This window comes from Pseudoalteromonas sp. NJ631 (assembly GCF_000276645.1).
Taxonomy (GTDB): domain Bacteria; phylum Pseudomonadota; class Gammaproteobacteria; order Enterobacterales; family Alteromonadaceae; genus Pseudoalteromonas; species Pseudoalteromonas piscicida.
In genome coordinates, this window is sequence record NZ_AKXJ01000006.1 from 151,905 (window position 1) to 176,889 (window position 24,985).

Genomic DNA, 24,985 nt, shown 5'->3' on the forward strand with positions numbered 1-24,985 from the left:
AATATGAAAAACACAAATACGGCGTTGCGCACTCACACTTATGGTTTGCTCGTTTTTATCTCACTCGCAGCAAGTGGCTTAGCGCACGCTTCAGCGACACTTGAAGCCACCTATACCTCAGGTATTAATAATGGCTGGCAAAAAGTTGAAAGGTGGCGAGATAACTCAGGGCATATTGGCAATGAAAGCTTTCCTGCTGACGGCCGTGGCAATCAATCAGGTCAGCGTGCTACTTTCTTTGCATCTAACCAACCAAGCTCTGCGCAGTTTCTGCTTTATCATGCGCCGGGTTGGGATAGTAACAGCCGCCAAACACCGGTGTTGCTGATCCACGGTGCCAATCAAGATGCTGATTTGGCTTGGGCAAATCCAAACGAGGCCGGTAGTTACGGCTGTGGTCGACAAAACTGCCCTTCGCAAGGCTTAATGCAAACGCTTGCCAATGATGATTACAAAGTCTTTGCCTTAAATCTGGCGCATAAAAATGGCGATGGCTTTATCTGGGCGGAGCAGATCGCCAATGCCATCGCTCAGGTTAAAAATAAGACGGGGGCAACGCAAGTCGATTTAGTCACTTGGTCAAAAAGCGCGTTTAATGCCCGCATGTATATTTCTTCTTTGACCAATGCTTGGAGCACTAAATTCAACAGTGATGTACGCAAACTAGTGATGCTCGGCGCCCCCAACAACGGCATTGATTGGTCATTTCGTCACGGCGTTAATCATACCTATGGTGCTTATTCGCAATGTGGCGGCAGCATAAATGGGCCTACTGCGCATGATCAGATATTATGTTTTGGCTTATGGTATTCAAGTTCCGAGTGGGTTTACGACTCACCTTATTTTCCCGGCTCCGCGCAGATGCTAAAAGCACTAGATGATAAATATGCACTCCCCACCACAGAGCAAGATTGGTACACCACTTACTACGGTGGCTTAGGGTTTGTGAGCAAAGGCCGAGGTATTGCAACGTTTACGGTCAACTCACTGGTAGACCAAGTTCGTAGCGCTGGCACCGACAGCAGCGTTCAAGTTTATAATCTTTGCGGCGATCAGGCCGACATGGCATTTATTCACAATGAACATACCGGCCCTTCCGATGGCGTTGTATTTATCAGTAGCTGCATCGACAGCACAGGAATAAGTAACTTGGCTGGCTCAGCGGTTGTGGCCACCAACCATCTAGAGCTTGGCTGGGAGCCCAGTGCAATCAACCAAATCAAAAATTGGTTAAGTACACCCTAGATGAGTGGTGACAAAATACTGCACTAAAGTTGCAACGCAAAACTATTGCTATCTAGAGTTGATGTTGATTAACTGAATTGTTGAGAGTGACAGGATGAGCTTACGTATTTATGTCAAACACCGCCATTGCACCTTGCTACGTGCAATTAATGCAGCACACACTCACCGCAGCAAAACTGGAATTTGCTGCGGTCGCTCGGTCTTTGGCTATCAATAAAGCTATTGACGCCCTAGATGCCATTGAGTTTATGCGCGTGATGGAACACTGTGCTGTCGAACTCAATGACGAAAGTCTAAATCTCAACCGCAAAAAACTTCTGCCGGGCACCAACGAATTTGTATTCAATAGCCTGCGTCATTGCCGTACCATTACTCAGCTATTACAAGAGCTTGCCCGAGGCTATAACTTTATCCACGCGGGAACATACAATTTCTGCGAGGTATCACACTCTCAAGTGAGTTACATAATTGATGATGCGGCCTTTGACTATGCCACGGCCGCTGACGCGCAATTTTCTCGCTGTATGTTAGATAGCATGCTGATATTGATCCATGGCCTCGTAAAATATGTGTGCGCCGAAACCACCCAAGTTCAACTCACACAAGTGCAGACCAAAAGTGACTCAAACTCGCTGCTAAATTCGGTTATCACCCACATTCCCATTAAACCCTTAAGCAATCGCTACTTACTCACCTATCAATACCAAGAAACGAATCAATCATTAGACTTGGCGAAGTTAGAGTACCTAACGCTCAGTACCATTTACCATTCACTGGCAAATACGCTCCATCATCAGCAGTCGATTAACGACCATGCCAACTTGCTCGATAAAGTCTATAGTGAGCTTAACGCGGGAACACTGTGCCAAGAACAAATGGCTGACAAGCTCAATATCAGTCCGGCAACATTAAGACGAAGGCTCGCTGAGTATCAAACCAGTTTTAGGCAACTCAAAAATAACGTACAGAACAAGCAGGCCAAACTGCGACTGACTCAAGGCAGTAGTTTGTATGAAGTGGCGCACACGCTGCAGTTTTCAGATGAGCGTAGCTTTATCCGTGCGTTTAAGTCGTGGAACGGCGTAACGCCTATGCAATTTCTGCAGAGTTTGAGTTCTACGGTAAAAGTTGACGTTAAACAAAGCAAAGCACAACAAAAGTGATATTGTGCAACAAGCAAACAGAGTAAAAATGTAATACGTGGAAGGGATATGGAAACACTTCAACTTGCAGGAACGCTACTTGGCGGTTTGGGGATATTTTTAGTTGCGATAAGCATGATGACAGACGGCCTGAAACTAGCAGCCGGGTCGTCGCTGCGTCGAGTGCTTGGTGTGTGGACCAAAACCCCTCAGCGCGGTATTGCATCTGGCTTTTGCATGACAGCCTTAGTGCAGTCGTCCAGCGCGGTTACTGTGGCCTCTTTGGGCTTTGTAAATGCAGGTCTTATAACCATGCATCAGGCGCTTGGTATTGTCTATGGCGCCAATGTTGGCACCACCATCACTGGCTGGTTAGTGGCCGCGGTTGGATTTAAATTTAATATCCAAGCCATCGCACTCCCCTTGATAGGCATTGGTGCCCTGATGAAGTTGCTACTTCCTCGCTCGCGACTAGCGTCGGCAGGCATGGCCTTAGTTGGTTTTGGGCTATTTTTTATCGGTATTGATATTCTCAAAGGCGCATTTGAGCATATTGTCGCTGCTTTTGATTTAAGCCAATTTACCGCAGAGGGAATAAACGGCATGTTGACCTTTTTGCTGGTGGGTATGGTGATGACAACTCTCACTCAATCTTCCAGTGCTTCCATCGCCTTGACCATTACCGCCGCTGCTAGTGGTATGATTGGATTATATGCCGCAGGCGCGATGGTCATCGGCGCAAACGTCGGCACCACGTCAACATCTATCTTGGCATCCATTGGCGCAACTTCTAATGCCAAACGCGTCGCAGCGGCTCAGGTCATATTTAATGTGTTCACTGCGATGGTCGCTTTCGCGGTGTTGCCAGTGCTGTTTTATCTCATCAACCATTTTACCGCGCTTTTCGGCGTCACTGCTGATCCTGCGTTGTCATTGGCACTTTTTCATACTTTGTTTAATATTTTGGGCGTGCTACTCATCTTTCCACTCAATGACAGGCTCGCTGGCTTCTTAATGAAACGATTTTGTAGTGCCGAGGAGACGGCTTCGAGGCCACGCTTTTTAGATAATACCATCGCCCAAACGCCAGAGCTTGCAATCAATGCGTTATTGCTTGAGTCCAAACTCGTTGCAGATAAGGTGTTAGCCCAGTTTGATAAATGCCTACTCCCAACCGATAAACTCGCAGTTGAACAGGCACTCCATGCAATCCAATCTCTGTGTCAGCAAATTAGCCTTTTTATTGTGTCGGTAGAGCAATCAGCATTATCATCACAGACCACCTCACTACTCGCTAAACTCATGCGTATTGAGCAGTATTTGTTTACTTGTAGTCACTGTGTAGAACAATTAACGGAACACGCTCCATATAAGCAACTCGCAGAGCATCATGACTTGCATGCACAATTGAATGAATACCAAGCCCAGCTTAGCCACTTTATGAAAACCAGTTTACATGGGCAAAGCGTAACACCTGCAGAGCTGTCGTTGGCGCAAGAGACATTGCAACGTTTACATGACGATGTGAAAGACGACTTAATTCTGGCAGGTACTCACGCGTCACTGGCGATAGATAAGATGGTAAGCAATATCAATACACTAGCGGAAATGTGGCAACTTTCACAGCAGTGGCATAAAGCAATGTTGCTGATCCACGCCATTGAAGCGCAGCTAGAGCTACCTCAATCAAGCATTCAAAGCAGTGAACACAGCACCACAGCTTAGCGCTGTGGTGTGATACTTTTAGTATTACTCGGTAAAACTGAGTTCTTGAGATTCAAGCGAGAATTGCTCGCCGGTATCCAGTGAAATCTCAATATAAAATACATGGTTCTGTTTATAAGTAGGTTCACTGTTCAGGGCAAACTGGATAAATTTGCTGGCTCTTTTTTCTTCTATATTTAAAAACTCGGATATTGAAAAGTAGTCTTTTTCGCTACTTTCTAACTGGCGGTAAGCAACCTGATTGCTGTATTCAAGGCCAATAAAGACCACGTCAAACACGTCATTTAAACTTGAACCGGCAGATAACTCGTCGCTAAACGCAGCGCTTGAGGTAATTTTTATATCGGTGATACTTTCAGTCGTAAAGGGTAATATGGGAGAACATGCGTACGCGGTACTAATCAAAGAGAATTGAAAGCTTGGTCCGCTTACCCCTGCGACATATTGTGTGTCTGCTTTAAGCTGTAAAACTAGCTCCTGATAATTTATGGGAAGGGTGCTGTCGTATGGTGAGTTGACAAACTCATCCACATTACCATGTTCTATTTTGAATTCACCTAAACTAAAATCTGTAATATCAAACATGGATTTGGCAATGTCACCACATTTATCCCCGCCATGTGGACCACTACTGTCACTATTACACCCCATTAACCCTACCGCTAATGCTGCGCTTGCAAATATCAATTTTGCTTTCATTCTGGTTCCTTTTCCAGCGAGATAAAGTCTCTATTTTGAGTCCAAATCAGGATAAAAATAAAGTCGGTCACCCTCTTTATTTGTTATTAAATGTTTTCGTAACAACGATTCAGTCTAAAGAGTTCGCTTTTCTTCAATATTTTATTGGGCAAGAAAATATAGTATAACCAACTGATAAGTATCTAACACAGGGACAGCAAAATGCACAGCAACGCGCGCTTTCATTATATTGATAATATGCGAGGCTTAGCACTATTGCTTGGCGTTGTTTTTCATGCGGCCTTAGCTTACGGCCCTTATTTTCATAACCTTTGGATCAGTGTCGATCCAGACAAAAATGTCTTTTTTAACTACCTCGCCATGTGGACGCACCTATTCAGAATGCCACTATTTTTTATCATCGCCGGCTTTTGTGCCGCCCTGCTTATTCAAAAACGTGGTGGTAAAGCTTATATTCAAAACAGGTTAAAACGACTACTCATCCCCTTTATTATTTTCCTACCGCTTACCTTACTGGTGTTATTACATGCGATGCATTGGGGCAGCAGCGTTGCCAGCACCTCGCCACCATTGTTTGGTGTTATGCAGCAGATAAAAGAGCCACAGGTGACAAGCATGCATTTATGGTTCTTATGGTATTTAAGCCAGTTTTGTGCGTTATTTTGGCTGTTACACAAGTTTCCAAAGTTTTATCAACACACTCTCGCTATCGTTGTTAAACCAGTCTTTTTATGCGTTATATTGCCGGTTATCATCACGGCATCTATGTCCAATTTGATGGTGCCATTTCCAGCTCCTGATAAACTGCAACCTCATTGGTGGGCTTACGGGTTTTATGGCTCTTTGTTTTTGTTGGGAGCAGGACTATTTCATCATCATGAAGTGGTAACTCGCTACTCAAAACAATTCAATTGGTTATTAATTACTGCCTGCACTTTATTGGTTGCATACTTTTACTTTTTGCCGCCACCACCATCGCTTGAAAAAGTCATCATCGCGGTCAAAACAGGCGACGCAACGCCTGAAAAAATCAATTTGATCAGCGTTGTAGTTCAAACCATCGCCATTCTCAGTTGGACTGCTGTCGCTTATTTAGCTGGGTTCAAGTGGTTAAATCAATTTAACAAACAAAGTCGCTATATTTCAGACGCATCCTATTGGATTTATCTCACCCATATTCCGCTCCTTGTGTATATTCAACTTCCTCTTACGAACCTTGAAGTACCTGTCTTCATCAAGTTTATTATTGCTCTATCTCTGACGGTGACGATAGGCATTATTAGCTACCATTATTTGGTTAGAAATACGGTGATTGGCATCTTATTAAACGGCAAAAAAGCCAAGCAAAAAAATGTAAAAGCAGACATGTTGACGGAGTGAACTTTAGTAGAGGAAGTTACTTTCGCAAAAGCCAGAGCAAAGCTCTGGCTTTTAAACAGGCTAACCGTGGCTTCGTGCGGCTTGATATGCGGCGCGAGCTTGCACTTTTTCAAGATAGGCCTTGATATTGCCATGCGCTGTGAGCAAGCCGACTTTGTCTGCGATTTCTAGCATCACCGTCATCATAATATCGGCGGCGGTAAAGTCGTTGCCTGCAAAATAGCTTTGCTTGGCGAGTGTGGCATCTATATAAGAAAAGTCGACATTGACTTCTTTAGCAATGTAACCATCCATTGGTTTATCGCCTGTACGCTGCTCCATCTTCATCATCAAAGATGCGATCACCGGCAGTGCCAATGACCCCTCAGCAAAGTGCAACCATTCTTGATATTGATAGTATTCAGGTGTCCCCGCATCTGGTCGCAAACGACTGTCTTCGGCCTTATCGAGCAAATACTCCATAATCGCTCCTGACTCGCATAAGACTAGGCTGTCATCGACCAACACGGGGGCTTTTCCGAGCGGATGCACCTGTTTTAGGCTTTCGGGTGCAAGACGCGTTTCAGGATTGCGCTGATGCTTAACAAGGTCGTGAGGTAAGTCGAGTTCATGTAAAAGCCAAAGTACTCTTGTCGAGCGTGATTCGTTTAAGTGGTGAACAGTTAACATCTAATTTTTCCTGATAAATTTAATTATACGAGTTCGTCTGGACCTAAGCGCACAACAAGTTTGCCGAAGTTTTTACCTTCCAATAAGCCAATAAATGCCTCGACAGTATTATCCATCCCCTCGACCAAGTGCTCTTTGTACTTAATCTTGCCCGCGTTTAACCACGGCAGCATCGCTTCGCTGAACTCGTTGTATCTATGCCCATAGTCGTCGAATACAATAAAGCCTTGCATTTTCACTCGCTTAATCAGCAGCGTCGCCATCAGCATCGACATACGATCGGGTCCCGATGGCAACTCGGTGGCATTATATTGAGAGATCAACCCACAAAGTGGAACCCGGGCACTTGAGTTAAGCAATGGCATAACCGCATCGAACACCTTGCCACCCACATTTTCAAAATAGACGTCAATTCCTGATGGACATACCTGCGCTAACTGCTCAGCGAGATCATCCTTGCGGTGATCAAGACAGGCATCAAAGCCAAGTGTTTCGGTAGCGTAACTGCATTTTTCGGCGCCACCAGCAATGCCTATTACTCTACAGCCTTGCAGTTTTGCTATTTGTCCAACAAGGCTACCTACAGCACCGGTTGCTGCGGCAACGACTACAGTTTCTCCAGCTTTTGGCTGGCCGATATCCATCAGTCCCATGTAAGCGGTAAGGCCTGGCATCCCTAACACGCCCAAGCTATATGATGGGTTGGGTAAATTGTTGTCTAACTTAAGTAAGCCTGTGCCATCCGAGACGCTATAGTCTTGCCAGCCGCTCATCGCGAGTACCCAGTCACCTTTGGTAAATTTAGGGTTATTTGACGCTTCAACTCGGCATACTGTGCCACCCACCATCGCTTCACCAATAGCAACCGGCTCAGCATAAGATTTTGCATCGCTCATACGGCCACGCATGTATGGATCTAACGACAAAAAGACGGTACGAAGGAGCACCTCGCCCTCTTTTGGCGTTGGGATCTGTGCTTCTTCATAATTGAAATTTTCTTGCGTTGGTGCACCATGTGGGCGTGACGCCAAGGTAATGCGACGATTCGTTTGTGCGTTTTGAGCTTGGTTTATTGCGTTACTCATGATTTATTCCTTTTAATAAGCAGGTTACAGCTGGTTTAGGTACGTCAGCATTTTCTCAGCGACAAGTTCAGAGCTTGCTGGATTCTGCCCTGTAAAAATTAAGCCATCTCTAACAGCAAACACATTCCAATCATCGACTTTCTGGAAATCAGCACCTCGTTTAAGCAGCTCATCTTCTAATAAAAATGGCACAACATCAGTCAGCCCAACTGCCGCCTCTTCACTATTCGTAAAGCCAGACACCACTTTGCCTTTTACCAGATACTCACCCGATGTGGCTTTTACATCCATCAGCACAGCGGTTGCATGGCATACCGCACCAACTGGTTTATCTGCAGCTAAAAAGGAACTGATCAATTGGATTGAATTGGCATCTGTTGCTAAATCCCATAGAGGTCCGTGACCGCCAGGGTAAAATACGGCGTCAAAATATGCCGCGTTCACCTCTGCTAGTGGCAGCGTATTTGCCACCAGTTCCTGCGTTTTTTGATCATCAAAATAGCGTGTAGTACTGTCGGTTTGGAAATCAGGCTGTTCGCTTTTTGGGTCAATAGGCGGCTGACCACCTTTTGGTGAAGCAAGCGTGACTTCTACCCCTGCATCCACAAAGGCATAGTAAGGTGCGGCAAACTCTTCAATCCAAAACCCTGTCTTCTCACCTGTGTCGCCTAGTTCTGCATGTGACGTTAGCACCATTAAAATTTTCTTTGCTGTCATCAAAATTACCTCTCATTCTTTCTTCAAACTTCAGGCTATTTAGCCTGCGGATAAATATAAAAGTATGAGCTTAAGACTAGTTAAACAATGAAGACAAAAGCTAACTCTTTGTTCAAACAATTGATACAATCAATTTATCAAAGTCGATGGAGTAGTGCGTGGATATTTCGTTTGAGCAGCTCAAAAGCATGGTTGTCTTTGCCCAAGTTATCGAGCAAGGCACTTTAAGTGGCGCCGCTAAGCATTTAAACTTGTCTCGCGCAGTGGTGAGCTACCATGTTAAAAAACTGGAGTCACAGTTAGGCATAAAATTGCTCAATCGCTCTACCCGCACAATATCACTTACAGAGGCAGGCCGCGAATATTATCAGCGCTGCCGTGTGATTGCAGAGCAAGCCTTTGCTGCAAACCAGCAAATTGAGAATTTAAAGAAAGAACCAATCGGTCTAATAAAGCTTACCTGCCCAGTGAATGTTGGCTTGCAAACCATAGTGCCTGCACTCAATGAATTTAGAGCTATGTATCCAAAAATTCAGCTCGATATGATGCTCACAGATGAAGTCGTCAATATCATCAAAGAAGGCATTGATCTGGCCATTCGAGGCGCCCCACTTCCCGATTCAGGTTTGCAAGCCAGTAAACTTTCAGTGCTAAAAACCTGCCTGTGCGCATCGCCAGATTATTTGCAAAAGTATGGCGTCCCCAAACACCCCACCGATCTCTACCAGCATCAATGGGTGATTTACAAGCTGACATCGGGGGCGCTCACATTGAGTAAAGGAGCTAGGGCCTATAGTATCACGATGAAAGGCGATATAAGCACCAACAATGCAGCGGCACGCACCGCTTTTGTGGAGGGTGGTCATGGTCTTGGACGAATTCCAACTTACGATGCGTTACCAAAAATACAGGCCGGCACCTTGGTTCCTGTATTAGAAGATTACACCCTGCCAGACATACATGTTTATGGCGTTTTCCCAGAAGGCAATACCAACTCTAAAAAAGTGCGACTACTGCTCGATTTTCTAAAAGGGTATTTTCAGCGCCAATTGGTTGAAGCGTAAGCCTCAACCCATTGCATATTTAACCTAGTAACTTTCAGCTGCTGAGTGAGATACTAGTGTAAAGTGACCACAAAATGATTAATAGGGATATGCAAGGAGGCTTTCATGAAATATTTAGCACTTATAGCAACGATCGGCATAAGTAATTTAGCGGCTGCACAAGACGGTGTAGCAGCAAAGTGGCAACTGGGACAATACGCTGTATCCATTGGTGAAAAATGTGTCATTACCGTTTCAACCCCTGCTTCAAAAGAGATAATAGCAAACGGTTTCAATAACAATAAAGCCTGTAAAGTCGCCTATCTAGCCCAAACCAACATTCCCAACGCTTATATGATAGGAGGTGGACATATTCTTATCGTCGAACAGCAAACTATCCAACAAAAGAGCTGCAGACGTGTATCAAAAGCACTTTATTTACCAACCGATGGTCAGGCCGCATTGAGCAACACTCAAATAGAAAGCGGCAACTGCGACGGCCATATAGAGCCAAACGGAGCGATGTATTTAATTTCAGCTCTGCAAGACCCAATTTAAAAGGTCTGCAGCGCTTAGGGCTTATTTGACGCTTTAAGCGTCGCCCTAACCGATGGGACAAGCCGACGACTGACGGGAACACTTGCTCCATTGGTTAATTTCAAGTTGCTCTGATTATTATCACTTTCTAATGACACCACTTCGTTTAGATTAATTAAATAAGAACGATGTGTTTTTACAAAAATAGAGGGCAAAGTAAGTTCGAGTTGCTTTAGTGAGCCTGTAAACAGCTTCTGCGTAGTGTCTTTCATATGCAGCTCAACGTAGTCCCCTGCGGCTTTACAAAACGCAATATCCGTGAGCACAACATAGTCAGTTTTACCTGCAATACTGACTTCCAGCTTAGAAGGAGACTGAAGTTGTTTATTCTGCGCGAGTTTAAACTCAAGCTTGGCAATATGAGCTTGATCACTACTCAGCTGCACTTGCTGAGCACGAAACTCTTTAGCTTGACGAATGAAAAGGTAGACTAGCAAGACGGCAATGATCACAAAGTGAATAATTTCGTGAAAGCTTGATGCAACAAAGAGCACGGTTGCTGCCACCAATAACTGCACCACAAACCAAGTCGCTAAATTATTGTGTTTCGCGCATCGCCAACAATAGCCTAGCTGAACTAAGCTAACGAGTAATGGCACAAAGACTCCTGCAGTGGTTTTAGCATCAAAGCCTGGAGCAAAAATAATAACAATAAGCGTGACAATAGTACCAATATAAACCCAGTGAAGAGCGTGCTTTTCTGCGATTTTTAAGGAGCTATATACAAGCAACAAAGTGCCAAATAAAAACGACAACGCCGTCACAGTCAACAGTCGAATATCATGCCATACATAGCCATAGTCAACTAATCCTCGCGATATTTCAGCACTGAGCTGCATTGCCGCAAGCAGGCACAGTGCGGCAAATATCCGAACACTTGTATTGCCATAACGACCAAAGCTCAGACTCATAAAGTACAATGCGCCCAATAAAAAAGCACCAACCAGAATCAGACCCAAACCACTAAATGATTGAATATATTGCTTAGGATCGCCAAATTGCCCTATCCCAACAAAATGAATTGGGTATCCTAATGAAATAAGGCTATGCTGCGCAGACAGACCAAACACCAGTTGATTGCTTTTCTTTATAAGTGAGTCTGGCAAATAAAATACGCTGTCCATTTTGCCTATTTGCTCAGCTTTATCTACGGCAGGAAAACCGCTGTTCCCTACCTTACTACCATTTAAAAAGACTTCGCTTGATGTTTTAGCAAATAAATACAACCCTACGGGCCTTGGTATTGAGGCTAATTTCGCTCGCTCAAATTCGATTAACACCCAAACAGCCTGATTTTGCGGGTCTATCTCAGATAATTTCGCTCGGTAACATTGCGGCTCAGTAAACTGTGGAATTTCTTTTGGTGAGACTGACCATGGGCAAACCATCACGGCTTGATCATAAGAAAATGGCAACAAAGGTTGGCTGGCATAAGCCTTACCTAGAGCGCCCGAGCAACACACAGCCATCACTAAATAAAGTACAAGATTAATATTCACACTCTACCGCTTTTCCTTTAACCGTTCGTCGGCCTTTTACTACCGCTGAGCCTACAAACCAATAAATATAGGCCTCTCATAGAAGTTCACTACCCCATAAAGTTGCCATGGTATTCAATAAGAACAAACTATTAAGGAGTAATACTATGCGATCAACACACACATTAATAGCCGCGTTAAGCTTATTCACTTGCTTATGCGTAAGCGCAGCGAAAGGCAGCGATAAGCAAGTGCTGTACAGCAATGAGCAACAAATCGAGTTTCAAGCCAACAGCAGAGAAACAACGGATGCCATCGCTGGGCACCTCTGGGTGCCTGAAAACAGGAATAACCCCAGCAGCAAAAGAATTAGAATTAACTATGTGCGCTTTCCTGCAACCGGCAACAATAAAGGTTCCCCTATCGTATATTTATCTGGTGGCCCCGGCGGTTCAGGGATCGCGACTGCCAAGTGGCGAAGATTTCCTTTATTTCAAGCACTAAGAGAGTTTGGTGATGTTATTGCGCTAGATCAAAGAGGTACGGGCCAGTCAGAGCAAGCTGCTCCTTGCGTGTCTAATGAACATATTGCGCTTAATTCTGTTACCACTGAAGCGCAAATTGCAGACCGTTACCGCAAAGCCGCATTAGAATGCTTTACTCAATGGAAGTCTCAAGATATTGATATATATGGTTATAATACCGAGCAGAATGCGCTAGATATAAACGACTTACGAAAACACCTAAAAGCTGACAAAGTATCACTTTGGGGGATCTCTTACGGCAGCCATCTGGCACTCAGTGCCATAAAAGCGATGCCAGCGCATCTTGACAAAGTAATTATCGCCAGTGCTGAAGGGCTCAATCAGACCGTTAAACTACCTTATCTAACCGATCAATACTTTGAAAGAATTCAAGGAATTATCAATCAGCAAGCTCTTAAACAACAAGTTTCGGATCTACCCGCTTTGATGCGCCGAGTGCACAGTAAACTTGAACAACAACCTATTGCACTTCAAATTACACAAAAAGACGGCTCAAAAACACCCATGTTATTTCAAAAGCATCATATTCAGTCGTTAGCTAGCATGATGATTGCCGATCCTAACCAATATCTTGCCATGCTAATTCATATTTATTTAGGTTTAGATAATGGCAATACCGAGCTGTTAAAGCATGTTTTACAGCGTGGAATGTTTACCGATGAGCCCATTACGTTCAAATTGATGCCGCTGGCGATGGATGTGGCTTCAGGGATCACCGCTAAACGCCTTGCAAAAGTGACAAACCAATCGCCAACGGCCTTGCTTGGCGACAAGCTTAACTTTCCAATGCCAACACTTCACTTGATAGATAAAAAACTAGATTTAGGCGATGATTTTAGAACCGCTCCCCTATCCAACATCCCAACTTTATTGTTTACAGGGAGTCTAGACGGTAGAACTTATCCAGAAGAACAACTTGAAGCTGTGAGAGGGCTCACAAATTTGACCCTGATTATGGTGAACAATGCGGGCCACAACCTTTATACAAGCTCACCCTTGGTGCTCGCCAGAATGCAAACTTTCTTAAGCGGAAAACCCGTCAGCGCAGAAGCAATCCAACTACCGCTACCAAAACTTGCGCTGTCAGCACCTTAACCCATAAAAGCGGCTCAGAGTGAATTGAAAAAGCAATTCACTCTGAGCGGGCTATCAACAACAAAGTTGTTGATAGCCCATAAGCTTGAGTATAATTAGGCTTTTGGCCTCTTACATCCATAGCATTATGAAAAAGCTCTCAAAAGTACAAGAAAAACAACAAGCTTTGGTACTGACCATTGCAGATAAACTCGAAGAACAAGCTCGTGCAGAAATTCCCGGCATGGTGCAATGTTGGTTTGATGTGGAATATCACTTGTTCCCCGGCTCATTAATACTCTTTTTCCAATTTGAGAACGAACAGGCACTGGAAGCCGCAAAGCCAGAACTCCTTAAATGGCAAAAGCGCTTAAGCGCCGCCATGCTGAAAAAAGGAGTGATTTTAAAAGATATGCGTAAACATTTAACCTTTACTTTGCTTGGTCCTGAAGACTGAAGCAATGTAGATTTATTCGGGTTTGTGAAAAACTGTCACTCTTCTAATTTCAACCATACTATTTGGTTATTATTAAAAAAAGTGTATATGTTACCCTTGTAATACCAAATAGTCTGGGTATCGTGTAGCGGAAATTTTGGTCTTCTCAGTGTTGGAGTTTGAATGCATATATTGTTGTTATTGCTGTTTTGTTTAGCAGCTCCGGCTTTGGCTTACCAAGTACAACCTATGATTGTCGACCTCTCGTCACATGGTAAAAAGTCACTCGTGACCTACCGCCTCCAAAACCCCAGTGACAATCCTTTACCCATAGAGATAGAGGTACTTAAACGTAGTTTTGACGAGCACCAAAAAGAAGTGCTGATCAGCGCCGAAGAAGACTTTATTGTGCTGCCTCCGCAAGTGGAAGTACCGGCAAAAAGCTATCAAGTATTCAGAGCAAAATACCTAGGCTCGCCCGAACTCAAACAAACACAGTCTTATCGCATTGTCTTCAAACAGCTGCCACTTCCCGGAGAAGATGAAGCATCTGGCGTTAAAATGGTATTTAACTTTGCCACTTTAGTGTTTGTAAGTCCGGATGGTGTTCAATCGCAAATAAACAGCGCGCTGCAATGTGAAGAGCTAACCGACTGTACACTCACCCTAAGTAACCAAGGCGACCGAGTACTAGACCTATCGCAGTTTGAATACCGTTTCCACGATGGCGCAACTGTCATAGATTGGGTGAAGTTTCAGTCAGTTACTTCAGGCCGTTTTATAATGCCAAATCACACTATGGTGATAAATTTACAGCCATTGCTTAATGACAAGCCGAGTAAAACAGTAGAGCTTATCAATCTACTGGCTTCTAAGTAAAAAATAGCTAGATGTTAACAGTGCGCTCAAGCCTGGGCTTGCCTCGTTTAAAACAATTTTGGTTTACTCCACTTTATCTGATGTGGACAGCCCCCGCATGGGCGGCAGTTTATTCAATGGATTTTCCCGTTCGGCTGAATAATGCCGAGGTAGGGCAAGTTTCTGCCTCTGTAGATGGATACGATTTAAAATCGGTTTCAGCCATGCAGCTAAAGGAAAACCTACAATCCGTATTAAGTAAAGACGTACTCGATTGGCTCTCAAGTCTTGAGGAGCACGAGGTCACCCTAGATATGTTACAAGCAAAGGGAATTACGCTTGATCTCAAGGCACAAGATCTCACTATAGACATGTCACTAGCAGAAGCGGCCATGGCTACAGACACGCTTTCTTATGGCAGAAAGAAATACTTTGAACAACCAACACAAGAAGCGCGTTGGGCTTTACTGAATAATCTCAACCTAAACCATGAGCGTAGTGACAATAATCAAAGCTACCACTCACAATTCGAATGGCTTATAAATGCCAATGTTGGCGGTAGCAACGGCATAAATATGCACAGTTCGGTTTTTTGGGAAAGCGGCAGCACCGAGCAAAGTCACGTCTACCGTGGTGATACGGCGGTGTTTTACGACCAGCCCGAAAAACCGAGACGATTCACTTTAGGCGATACCCAAAGCAGTAACAATGGCCATTTATCGGGTGCTCCACTTGCAGGCTTCAAAGTCGCAAGCGCCTATTCAAAGCTACAACCCCAACGTAAGATCACCCCAGGTAACAGCCAACAGTTTATGTTACCCCGCCCTGCAACACTTGAGATATTTATTAATGAGTTTTTGATTTCTAGAGTACGCCTCAAAGCGGGACGCTATGACCTCAATGACTTACCGTTGACTTCAGGCATAAATAATATTCACGTTGTTGCGACATATGCCAACGGTGAAACCCAGCACTTCCATTTTACTAGCCACTATAACTCTCGGCTATTAGCTCGAGGAGTGAGTGACTACTCGCTAACAGTTGGTTTTTTATCGGTAGTAGATGATGGTCGTTATCATTATGACGACGACGCGCTGCTTTCTGGCAGTTACGAATATGGCGTTACCGATAAACTCTCACTTGGAGTTAATGGCGCGGCCCATCCACAAGGGCAAGTATTTGGCTCAATCACCACATTCAGTAGCCCTTTGGGCAATGTATCGCTGCGTTACTCGCAAAGTAAAACGTCTGATATTTCCGGCAATGCTTTCTCGATAGAAACCGAGCATAGTATTTTTGGTCATGGTAATTATGGCTCGCCCAACTTACGTTTGGGCTATGAAATCATGGAAGACTTTAGCAACTCGCCTTGGCTTGAAGAGGGCACGCTCAGCAATAACAAAAGGGCTTTTGCTGACTACAGCTATATTATCAACGACCACATAGACTTTACGCTCAACGCAACGCGGCAAGTAAATAATGAAGATTTAGTCACTAAAAACCTCTCTGCTGAGCTTAACTTTCGCTACGAAGGGGCTAGGGTAAGAGTTGGGTATAACCATAATGTCAGTGACGATCCTCGTGTCGTCTCTGAAAATCAATTCGTGCTTAACTTCACGTGGAACCATTACAACCGCCAAGACAACGTCCGCACGAGAGCTCAATATAACAACCGTAGTAAAGTCGCCAGCGTAAGCTATGCCAAAACTAACAATAACTACGTCAATGACTATGGCTATGAATTACGGGCGGAAAAAGGCAGTGGGTATAGGCAAGAACAGCTAAAAGCCAGCCATACTAACGCATTTTTTAGAGCTGATATGACCGCAAGTAATTACACTCGCTCGCAATTTACGAGTGACAGCTCCGCCAGTGTTAACTTATCGTCAAGTATAGGTTTTGCTGATGGTCACTTTGGTATGGGTGCCACCACTACCACTCCTTTTGCTGTAGTTACTAAGCATAAAACATTAAAAAATAACGACGTATTAGTTAACGTCGACCGCTTTGGCCGTGCACAAAACCAACCAACGCAACACATTGGCGCATTAATTGACTTGGGCACTGGCTACACCAACTATCAATTTAATATTGATGTACCCAACGCCCCTCTGGGTTATGATTGGGGTCCCGGCACTTATAAATTAGTAGGTGGCGCCAATACAGGGCACCATATTCAAGTAGGTTCGGACCTATCTTATACCGTGATAGGTACAATAGTCGACGAACAAGGCACACCTATTGCACTGGGAAGAGGACAAGTAATAAGGCAATCTAATGCCGGCGACAGTGACAACGCTCCAATCAATCGCACCTTTTTTACCAACCGAGTGGGTCGATTTGTTGTAGAAGGTATCAGTACAGGTAGCTACCTAATCGAAATTAATGACATCGTCGGACAATTTACCGTGAATGATGGCGAAAAACGATTTATCAAAATTGGCACCATCACGCTTGAGCAAGCACAATTACAGGGAGATCCAAACAAATGAAGTTCGCACTATTTTTGCTGCTTGCACTCAGCTATTTGATCTCGCCTGTTGCATTAGCCAAGCGCAACAAATGTGATGGCAATTTTTTGGCGACATCTAACTCAGCCGAGATAAAAGAAGAGTATGGCAATCAAGTAACCGTATATTTACCGCTAAAAATACAAGTTTCAGATTCGCTACTAGATTGTGCCGATGAAATCTGGGTTGAAGATACATATTATTATTCGTTTGTCTTCTCGGGCCCGACTGAAGATAAATACGCTAGACTGCTGGACTCTCAATACAAACGTATTAACGTTAAAAACGGTATCGCCAAAGCAACCTTAACTAGCCGCTCTACACAAATGTGGATGCGCTTAAGGCACTACAGTTTGTTTCCTGCGGGTTATTACTATGGTGCGGTAAAAGTGTCTATTGTAAGGCGCAACAAGGTAATCGCAGAGCAATATCTGGAGATGACCTATTATGCCGAGCCACAAATCGCCATCTCGCTCGATAACTCAAGCAAAGGTAAAGTGTCGGGCGATGATGGTCACTACCTCATAGACTTAGGCGAACTAAAAACGAATATGCGCTTTTACTGGGGTATAAAAATATTGAGTAATAGCTCATACGATATCGTCCTAGACTCTGAATATAACGGCCTGCGTCATGAAACCAACAAACGAGCCCTTATTGATTACGCGATTAGTTTCGATAACGTCAAAATATCGTCATCAGAACGTTTAACGCGAAGCTATAATTTCTATCCCGGCGTCAGAGATTCGTGGTTTGGCTTTGAATTTCAACTAGGCAATACCGAGCTTATGCCTGCAGGCTACTATCGCGACAATTTATCACTCACCGTATACCCAAGATAATAACTTGAATTATAAGAAAAAAAACAATAAAAAAATAAAACTTAAAAACATTGGCACACCAATTGCTTTTAATTTGGGATAACTAGGTATTCAACCTAACACAAATTATAAAGCAGTACTTTATTCAAGGGGATGCGCCATGAACACATTACTTAAATCACTATTTGTTGCCTCAGCAATCACGTCAATGACTGCGGCAGCTGCTGTAGTAGAAACAACAGGAAATGAAGCAAGTTTCACCTTTGAAGGTACTATTGAAGCCATGTGTAAAACTGATAGTGGCTCAAACAGCGTAACTAACTTAAATCTAGATTCTACTCAAGAAACTCAAGAAATTGGTACGCTAGACGTGTGGTGTAACACAGGTGAAAATGCAACAACTGAATATAGCTCAGCTAACGGCGGCTTCTTAGTTGCTGATAACGGCAAAAGCAGCAAAATTGCTTACACACTAGATATCGGCAGTACGTCAGGTGTTGACTTACAAAGCGGTACTTATAAGCACCTAACTACGCTTGCAGGCACTGGTAGCGCAGGTGACACGCAAGCAACTACGTTAAAGATCACACCACAGTCAAATGGCTTAAACGATGCGGGTACATACTCTGATACCATCACAGTAACGGTTAGCCCTAATTAACAAAATAATGAGACAGTGAGCGTTCGACAAAAGCACTCGTTGCCCTCCCCCAAATAAAGTAAATGGCCGGGCAAGTAATTATACATCCCGGCAATTACTTTATAGCTCTGAGATAATCTTCTACGCTCCCCAAATCTACAGATAAAATATCCCGTAGCCCGTGGCATTTTACTTGCAAATTGAGACATAACTGCTGTACTTTGTTTGGGGGGAAGAAGCCATGAACACCATACAAAAATCACTCTTTGCAGTTTTAGCAAGCGCACCTATGTTTGTGCATGCTGCAGTTATTGATACAACGGCTTCTGAAAGTAAATTCTCTTTTGAAGGCACTATAGACCCCACTTGCAAAACAATTAGCACTGAAAACAACACCACGGGACTAAACCTAGACGCATCCCAAACAACCCAACAGATTGGCGTATTAGAGGTTTGGTGCAATACCGGCGAAAATGCAACCACTTCTTATAGCTCTGCCAATGGCGGATTTTTAGTTTCCGATAACGGTCAAGGCAGCAAACTGGCTTACACCCTAAATATTGGTGATAGCGAAGGGATAGATCTGCAAAATGGTGTATATCAGCACACCAATGCAACAGCTGCAGGCACTGGTAGTAGTGGTGAAACCAAAGCAACGCCGTTGAATATCACCCCGCTTTCCAACGGGCTAAATGCCGCAGGTACTTACTCAGATGTCATCACAGTAACGGTAAGTTCAAACTAACTACAAGATCAGAAAGCACCTTTAGCTTTTCTAATCGGCAAAGCTCTCCCCTTCTCCATCGATTCACTTAACCCAGCCGATTCCATATTGCGTTATTTTCAAGTAAGCTGCTAAGGCTCCTTATAAATCTCAAAAAAGAGGAAAGTACGTTGGATAAGAGAATTGAACCTGAGCTTCCCAGTATTACGCCAGATTTAGATCAGGTTGAAGCCTATAAAAACTCCACCACTCAAGCGAGCCGTAAAACCTCAGCACCAAAAGAAAGTACCAAACAAACAAGCCAGCCCACCAAAGGTATGGGGATGATGAATTGGTTGGGTGCAATCTCGATTATTGCGTTGGCCGCTGCGGCGTTTGCGCTCTACCAGCAAAACTTAACAACCCAGGCACAATTACTCGAATCAACAAAGCGTATTGCCGAGCTTGAACATACCCTCACCGCCACAGATGAAGAGATGGACTTGTCCGCAGGTGCAATGCAAGCAAAATTGAACACACTAATCGAACGCACAGACGAGCTTTGGTCGCAAATGGATAAACTATGGGCGTCAGCGTGGCGAAGAAACCAATCAGACATCAAAAAGCTTGAAGAGCAAGCAAGTAATAACGCTAAAAGCCAGACCAGTACGACTTCCAAAGTAGAAACGCTATCGCAGAGTCAAACAGAGCTTGCTTTAAAACTATCGCTACTAGAAGAACAACAGCAAGCTGCTAACGTACTCAAAAATCAAATTGCTGCCATTAATGGCGATGTTGATCAGTTAAAATCTCAAGCGCAAAGCCGAGATTCCAAGCAGATAGAGATCGGCGCAAGCCTTACCCAAATAGAGATGACACAAACAGCACTGGCAGAAAAATTAGAACGCTTGGAGCGTAAATTGGCTGCAACAGCCCCAACTCAAACGCAACCAAAAGCGAATTAAGCCGCCATTATCAATGGTTACGTTAGTAATATGAGTTGGCTGCGAACTCGCGCAACCAACTCAGCTTTTATTCTCTTGGGCATTCACAAAGCCCCTCGCCAGTTCACAAAATATAACGTAAAATATCCCATTACATTCCTGTATTTATTCGAGCGTAAGCTTTACGCTTAAATCAATACACATTATCTACTCAGGCATACTGTTTTGCCGATTGAGTATTTCTTGCTTGAAGGCAACTATGAAAAAGACATTTGAACTAATTCACCCTAAAATCAAACTTGAAAGACGCGTTGACGCGGTTAAGCATGAGCTTAAAAAATACCTAAAGCGCGAGCGCAACAAAACTTTACCAGCGGGCGCTGATTATTGGGATTTTGATTGTAAGTTTGGTAACACAGAAGCCGAAGCCGAGCCAGTGCACCTATCACAACTAAACAAGTTGATTGATAAAACGCAAACTGAAAACCTCACTTCCTTTTATGTTGAGATTTTAGCAAAGCCAGGCTACAGAAAATCAAACGATTTATCTGACGATGAGTTGGAAGACTACTAAGCTCAATTTCTGTAGGTCGGGCTTTAGCTCGACAATTCCAACATCGCACCAGCCCCTAGCTTGGACTCAAACTCGACAACACGGTGAAGAGCTTTGGTTTAAATATCAAAACCTTTAGCCGTACTGAGAGCGTAACAACAAGGGGCTATAAATTACATTATTGATATAGATGCCAATGTTGGAAATGCCATCTAACAAAAACTCGATGGATCATCATTATTGGTTTCCTATGCTGACTCAACGACTCAACCCCTTTAATTGACAACAACCCGCGCTAAAGCGATAGACCAAATAGCTGCGCGTTATCCAATATCTCGACTATCCTATCTAACCAGTCACTAGTCGTTGCTGATTGATTGAGCGCAATCACTATGCTGGTTTTGGTTTTTGGCTCATAGAATGCCCAGTGTCCGTAAAAACCACTGTGACCATATATCTTGACTTTCCGCTTATTTGGCAAGGTATAAACTCGCTCAATTAAGCCTAATCCGTAGTTATATTCAGTGATGTGCACATCTTTGGTTGAATGCTCAGCTTCCATTATTGGAACAAACGTCATCATCTGTGTCAGGGTGTTTGGATCATTGAATAGTTCATCATTAAATAGCGCACTCAATAAGTTTTTCAGACCTTCAGCGTTGCTAACAACACCGCCGCCACCCCAATCTGCAGACGTATTTATGGCCTTAGCCACAATATTAATGTTACTACCATCCGAACGGATCTGGCGGGTATCAATAAAATGATCAACGGGCGGCGCCGATTGTGGTGGTTCATACCATTCTAAATACGCATCGGTCATATTAGCTTTACTAAAGATCCCAAGACGATAGTTTTCAGCCAACGACATCCCCGTTAACTTTTCAATGATCACAGCTAACAGCATGTAGTGGGTATCAGTATAGTTGAATGCATCTCCTGGTTGCGAAGTAGGTACTTGCCCCATTCCACTGGAAAAATAATATAGCAAAAGCGCTTCTGCTGACCACTGCTTACTCGCCATGCCGCTAGGCACAGCACCAGTAGCATCATCAAGAATGGCCCAAAACAAGGAAGTACCAGTAGGACTTTGCTCAAACAAATAGTCATGTAACCCAGCGGTATGTTGCAATAGCTGACGCACTGTGATGGCACTTGCCATAGACTGGCCTTGATACACACTTAGATCAGTAACTCGCCAATCTGCCGGAATATCGCTGTCGTTCAAGATCTCGTCGAGCGTTTGATCCAGTGCGAGTAAGCCTTGCTCATGCAGTTGCAATACTCTGATTGCGGTGAGCAATTTTGTGATACTGCCAGTACGAAAATTATCGCCTTTTTGCAAGGTCAAATTGGTGCGACTATTGGCGATGCCATGTACGCTATGCCAACGATACTTATGTTTAGGGACATCTACTAAAACAATCGAATTTTCAATATTGTCCACCCGCTTCAGCTCATCCTGTAATTGAGCTAAATCCTGTTCAGCCCGTCCTTTTAACCATACATCGACCTCTAATTTCGAGGTATCTATTTTGTCTGTGCCTCCACAGCCCATTAACGTTAACATCGTGCTTAGTAATAGCGTTATAAAGCTTATCTTGCGTACTGATAATGCTTTGGTTTGGACATTTAGCCATTTCATGATTTTTCATTCCTCAACTGTTCGGAGCTGCAAATACTAAGGTTTTAAGCAGTGCAATAAGGTCGAACCGATAGGATTGCACCTTTAAACACGGGAAAATAACACTACTTGAGTATTTGCTTTGCAGTTTTAATCTGCGTGCTGCTTTCGGAACTGGCTCGGAGTTGCCCCGGTGTGCTTTTTAAAGGCAGCATAGAAAGATGACTTGGAATTAAAGCCAGCCCCCAAACCTATATCCAATACTGCCAAGCTTGGATCTCTAAGTAACATTACCTTACTTTCCTGTACGCGATACTGATTAACAAAGTCAAAAAAGTTCAACGCCAAAGATTGGTTGATCGCTTGCGAGATATTATGTGTGGAGTGCCCTGTGCGTTGTGCTAACAGGCTGAGGGAAAGCTCAGGATTGAGATAGGCTCTGTCGACTTCCATATGGGTTTTGAGCTCCTGACACAAAGCATCTGCAATCTCTTTATTTAATGCCGAATGTTGGTACTTTGCAGGCATATGGTGAGACTCACCACGCTCATCCTGTACTACAGCCAAAGTGCTTTGTGCAGCACTATTACTTAGCGCGGGTGAAAATAGGGTTTGTTTTTGAAAACTTAATACACTGATCAGCACTATCAAGCCACCGATCATGCTATCGCTAATAGCATTAACAGGTAACGGTGCTAGATTAAATGTGTCAAAGAGCAGATACAGCAAATCAAGCAGCCAAAAACACAACAAAGCGGCCAGTAACACCATAATCCAAATAAATGCCGCATGAAACTGTGGAGAGTGCAGATCCCTTAAAGTGCGTTTTACCTTGATTGTTTTATCCCAACATAGATAACAATAAAGTGGACCCTGAATAAAGTTCGCTAACATGATAAATACGATCCCGGGTTGTAGATACCAAGGCGTGAGCTGTGCTGTATCTCCCTGTAAGATCAACGCTTTATCACCAGCCGACTGCAAATAAAACGGTAACAACAATATAACTGCCACTAATGCAGGTACAAAGTGCCAATATAAACCTCGCTTAACTTTAGCTTTAAGAAGCTGAGTTACATAGCCATACAGTAAAGGGCCGAACACCAACCCCAGTGGAAACACCAAACCCAACAAGTGGGGATATTGTTGCTGTAATGAAATCTGATAACTAAAGCTGTCAAGCAGCACTAAGCTAAGCGCAAAACACAAGCCAGCAAGCCATAATCTGGCAACACCAATTTGTTTATGAAAGACAAACATCCCAGCAAGTAATACACTTTGACATGCGCCTATTAAGGCCACAATCGCCATCCAATACATTAACCACCTCTTCGTTGGCGATAATTGTTTCTACTACTGGTTCTGTCTGTTACCTGTAGCGCAACCAATCACCGCCAACACCATTTACCATATTAACGCCTACAAGCGCCTTTGCGTGCTGAACTCCGGTTAAATTACGCCAAATCCAGCCATACAGTATCAATTTATTTGCAACAAATTATGTATCTTGCAATTACGTCTTTTCCCGCTCGATATATTCGCTCCAATAAAGCAAACTCACATAGCCGCTAATATAAGAATAACTATTTAAATCATATTGATAAATTAAGTTCACTCATATTATTCACCTCTAGTCGGAGTAACATCTCAATATAAGACCAATTTGCACATCGGCAGCTGAGCGGTGGCAAAAAATCTAATGCGGTAGTAGGCAATAACCATCAAGAATGGAAACTTGCCACACTGGATATTCATATGATTGTTGACCGTTACCTTCGCCTAGCACTACACGTACTCTATACCCTTTATCTTCTAAGATTGGCATATCACTACGTTTTATGTGCAGTGAACTCGGCACACTGTGTTTAAGTGATGCAGGTAAGCTTACGAATACCAACTGGCACAAAATCACGCGCATGATACAATCGCTCGTCGAATTTTTGCTGGCGCTACTGCCGGTATAGTGAGAGTTAAAAAGTATGAGCGAGTCATTTGTAGCAATCGGATTAGTAAACCCTAAATCACCAACCAATGTGGGTGGCGTGTTACGGGCCGCAGGTTGTTATGATGCGCAAGCCATCTACTTTAGCGGCAATCGTTACGCCAGGGCTGCAAAATATCATACGGATACAAAAAACGTTGCCGACAACATTCCCATCAAACAAGTTGATGATTTCATCAGTTTAAAAGTAGCAGGCCGTGCACTTGTCTGCGTTGAGCTGGTAGAGGGCGCAACCCCACTGCCACAGTTTGTTCATCCCGACAATGCGTTATACATTTTTGGCCCTGAAGATGGCAGTCTGCCACAAGAAATCGTGGATGCCGCCGACGCCGTGGTGTATGTACCAACCACAGGCTGCATGAACTTAGCGGCAACGGTCAATGTATTGTTATACGACCGTATGGCAAAACGCTCAACGGGATTTGATGCTAGTCAGATACTCACCAGCCGCGATATCAATAACCGCCTAACAGTTGGATAAGTTTTTGCTGTAAG

General features: G+C 43.8%; 24 protein-coding genes. 16 read left to right on the top strand and 8 right to left on the bottom strand.

Annotated features, from left to right (window positions below; translation table 11 throughout):
* Positions 1-3: 3 nt before the first annotated feature.
* The 3 genes from A587_RS0112430 to A587_RS0112440 all read left to right on the top strand — a co-directional run bounded on the left by A587_RS0112430 (position 4) and on the right by A587_RS0112440 (position 4,112).
* Positions 4-1,245 carry an esterase/lipase family protein gene (locus tag A587_RS0112430; RefSeq protein WP_017217872.1) on the top strand — a complete coding sequence of 414 codons (1,242 nt, stop codon included), beginning with the start codon at positions 4-6 and terminating at the stop codon, positions 1,243-1,245.
* 110 nt (positions 1,246-1,355) lie between these two features.
* Positions 1,356-2,408: a helix-turn-helix domain-containing protein gene (locus tag A587_RS0112435; RefSeq protein ID WP_017217873.1), complete on the top strand. Its 1,053-nt coding sequence runs from the start codon at positions 1,356-1,358 to the stop codon at positions 2,406-2,408.
* 48 nt (positions 2,409-2,456) lie between these two features.
* Positions 2,457-4,112: a Na/Pi cotransporter family protein gene (locus A587_RS0112440; RefSeq protein WP_017217874.1), complete on the top strand. Its 1,656-nt coding sequence runs from the start codon at positions 2,457-2,459 to the stop codon at positions 4,110-4,112.
* A 24-nt stretch (positions 4,113-4,136) separates the two neighbouring features.
* Here the strand turns inward: A587_RS0112440 and A587_RS0112445 are convergent, their stop codons facing one another.
* Positions 4,137-4,811 (bottom strand): DUF5034 domain-containing protein, encoded by a 675-nt coding sequence (locus tag A587_RS0112445; protein WP_017217875.1) that lies wholly within the window; start codon positions 4,809-4,811, stop codon positions 4,137-4,139.
* A gap of 201 nt (positions 4,812-5,012) precedes the next feature.
* On the opposite strand from A587_RS0112445, the gene A587_RS0112450 reads away from it, so the two are divergent.
* On the top strand, positions 5,013-6,191 hold the full coding sequence (locus tag A587_RS0112450) for an acyltransferase family protein (protein WP_017217876.1): 1,179 nt from the start codon (positions 5,013-5,015) through the stop codon (positions 6,189-6,191).
* Positions 6,192-6,251: 60 nt separating this feature from the next.
* Here A587_RS0112450 and A587_RS0112455 read toward each other — a convergent pair whose 3' ends face one another.
* Genes A587_RS0112455 through A587_RS0112465 form a run of 3 tightly spaced genes read right to left on the bottom strand, consistent with a single transcriptional unit; the run spans position 6,252 to position 8,662 of the window.
* Positions 6,252-6,860, bottom strand: a complete 609-nt coding sequence (locus A587_RS0112455) for a glutathione S-transferase family protein (protein WP_017217877.1) — start codon at positions 6,858-6,860, stop codon at positions 6,252-6,254.
* A gap of 23 nt (positions 6,861-6,883) precedes the next feature.
* Entirely contained in the window at positions 6,884-7,945 is a 1,062-nt protein-coding gene (locus A587_RS0112460) for an NADP-dependent oxidoreductase (RefSeq protein ID WP_017217878.1), read from the bottom strand.
* Positions 7,946-7,969: 24 nt separating this feature from the next.
* The gene (locus tag A587_RS0112465) at positions 7,970-8,662 is read right to left on the bottom strand and encodes a type 1 glutamine amidotransferase domain-containing protein (protein ID WP_017217879.1); all 693 of its coding nucleotides are present in this window, start codon (positions 8,660-8,662) and stop codon (positions 7,970-7,972) included.
* Positions 8,663-8,820: 158 nt separating this feature from the next.
* Here A587_RS0112465 and A587_RS0112470 point away from each other — a divergent pair, with 158 nt between their 5' ends.
* A complete protein-coding gene (locus A587_RS0112470; protein WP_017217880.1) occupies positions 8,821-9,726 on the top strand; it encodes a LysR family transcriptional regulator in 906 nt (301 codons plus the stop codon).
* 105 nt (positions 9,727-9,831) lie between these two features.
* A complete protein-coding gene (locus A587_RS0112475) occupies positions 9,832-10,263 on the top strand; it encodes a hypothetical protein (protein WP_017217881.1) in 432 nt (143 codons plus the stop codon).
* Positions 10,264-10,277: 14 nt separating this feature from the next.
* On the opposite strand, the gene A587_RS0112480 is transcribed toward A587_RS0112475, so the two are convergent.
* Positions 10,278-11,801: a LytR/AlgR family response regulator transcription factor gene (locus A587_RS0112480; protein ID WP_017217882.1), complete on the bottom strand. Its 1,524-nt coding sequence runs from the start codon at positions 11,799-11,801 to the stop codon at positions 10,278-10,280.
* A gap of 146 nt (positions 11,802-11,947) precedes the next feature.
* Here A587_RS0112480 and A587_RS0112485 point away from each other — a divergent pair, with 146 nt between their 5' ends.
* The 9 genes from A587_RS0112485 (at position 11,948) to A587_RS0112525 (ending at position 20,885) form a co-directional block, all read left to right on the top strand.
* The gene (locus A587_RS0112485) at positions 11,948-13,420 is read left to right on the top strand and encodes an alpha/beta hydrolase (RefSeq protein WP_017217883.1); all 1,473 of its coding nucleotides are present in this window, start codon (positions 11,948-11,950) and stop codon (positions 13,418-13,420) included.
* A gap of 127 nt (positions 13,421-13,547) precedes the next feature.
* Positions 13,548-13,856: a hypothetical protein gene (locus tag A587_RS0112490; RefSeq protein ID WP_010370578.1), complete on the top strand. Its 309-nt coding sequence runs from the start codon at positions 13,548-13,550 to the stop codon at positions 13,854-13,856.
* A 162-nt stretch (positions 13,857-14,018) separates the two neighbouring features.
* Positions 14,019-14,714 (top strand): fimbrial biogenesis chaperone, encoded by a 696-nt coding sequence (locus tag A587_RS0112495; RefSeq protein WP_017217884.1) that lies wholly within the window; start codon positions 14,019-14,021, stop codon positions 14,712-14,714.
* A 116-nt stretch (positions 14,715-14,830) separates the two neighbouring features.
* Entirely contained in the window at positions 14,831-17,185 is a 2,355-nt protein-coding gene (locus tag A587_RS0112500; protein ID WP_232288063.1) for a fimbria/pilus outer membrane usher protein, read from the top strand.
* Positions 17,182-18,045, top strand: a complete 864-nt coding sequence (locus tag A587_RS0112505) for a hypothetical protein (protein WP_017217886.1) — start codon at positions 17,182-17,184, stop codon at positions 18,043-18,045. Before A587_RS0112500 ends, A587_RS0112505 begins: the two co-directional genes overlap by 4 nt.
* 139 nt (positions 18,046-18,184) lie before the next feature.
* Positions 18,185-18,685, top strand: a complete 501-nt coding sequence (locus tag A587_RS0112510; RefSeq protein WP_017217887.1) for a hypothetical protein — start codon at positions 18,185-18,187, stop codon at positions 18,683-18,685.
* A gap of 220 nt (positions 18,686-18,905) precedes the next feature.
* Entirely contained in the window at positions 18,906-19,409 is a 504-nt protein-coding gene (locus A587_RS0112515) for a hypothetical protein (RefSeq protein WP_017217888.1), read from the top strand.
* Positions 19,410-19,558: 149 nt separating this feature from the next.
* The gene (locus A587_RS0112520) at positions 19,559-20,332 is read left to right on the top strand and encodes a hypothetical protein (RefSeq protein ID WP_017217889.1); all 774 of its coding nucleotides are present in this window, start codon (positions 19,559-19,561) and stop codon (positions 20,330-20,332) included.
* 238 nt (positions 20,333-20,570) lie between these two features.
* Positions 20,571-20,885: a DUF6172 family protein gene (locus A587_RS0112525; RefSeq protein WP_010370561.1), complete on the top strand. Its 315-nt coding sequence runs from the start codon at positions 20,571-20,573 to the stop codon at positions 20,883-20,885.
* Positions 20,886-21,159: 274 nt separating this feature from the next.
* Here the strand turns inward: A587_RS0112525 and A587_RS0112530 are convergent, their stop codons facing one another.
* The 3 genes from A587_RS0112530 to A587_RS0112540 all read right to left on the bottom strand — a co-directional run bounded on the left by A587_RS0112530 (position 21,160) and on the right by A587_RS0112540 (position 24,406).
* On the bottom strand, positions 21,160-22,509 hold the full coding sequence (locus A587_RS0112530; protein WP_017217890.1) for a serine hydrolase domain-containing protein: 1,350 nt from the start codon (positions 22,507-22,509) through the stop codon (positions 21,160-21,162).
* A gap of 129 nt (positions 22,510-22,638) precedes the next feature.
* Positions 22,639-23,808 (bottom strand): AraC family transcriptional regulator, encoded by a 1,170-nt coding sequence (locus A587_RS24510; RefSeq protein WP_017217891.1) that lies wholly within the window; start codon positions 23,806-23,808, stop codon positions 22,639-22,641.
* 376 nt (positions 23,809-24,184) lie between these two features.
* Entirely contained in the window at positions 24,185-24,406 is a 222-nt protein-coding gene (locus A587_RS0112540) for a hypothetical protein (RefSeq protein WP_017217892.1), read from the bottom strand.
* 61 nt (positions 24,407-24,467) lie between these two features.
* On the opposite strand from A587_RS0112540, the gene A587_RS0112545 reads away from it, so the two are divergent.
* Positions 24,468-24,971 carry an RNA methyltransferase gene (locus tag A587_RS0112545; RefSeq protein ID WP_017217893.1) on the top strand — a complete coding sequence of 168 codons (504 nt, stop codon included), beginning with the start codon at positions 24,468-24,470 and terminating at the stop codon, positions 24,969-24,971.
* Positions 24,972-24,985: the final 14 nt, after the last annotated feature.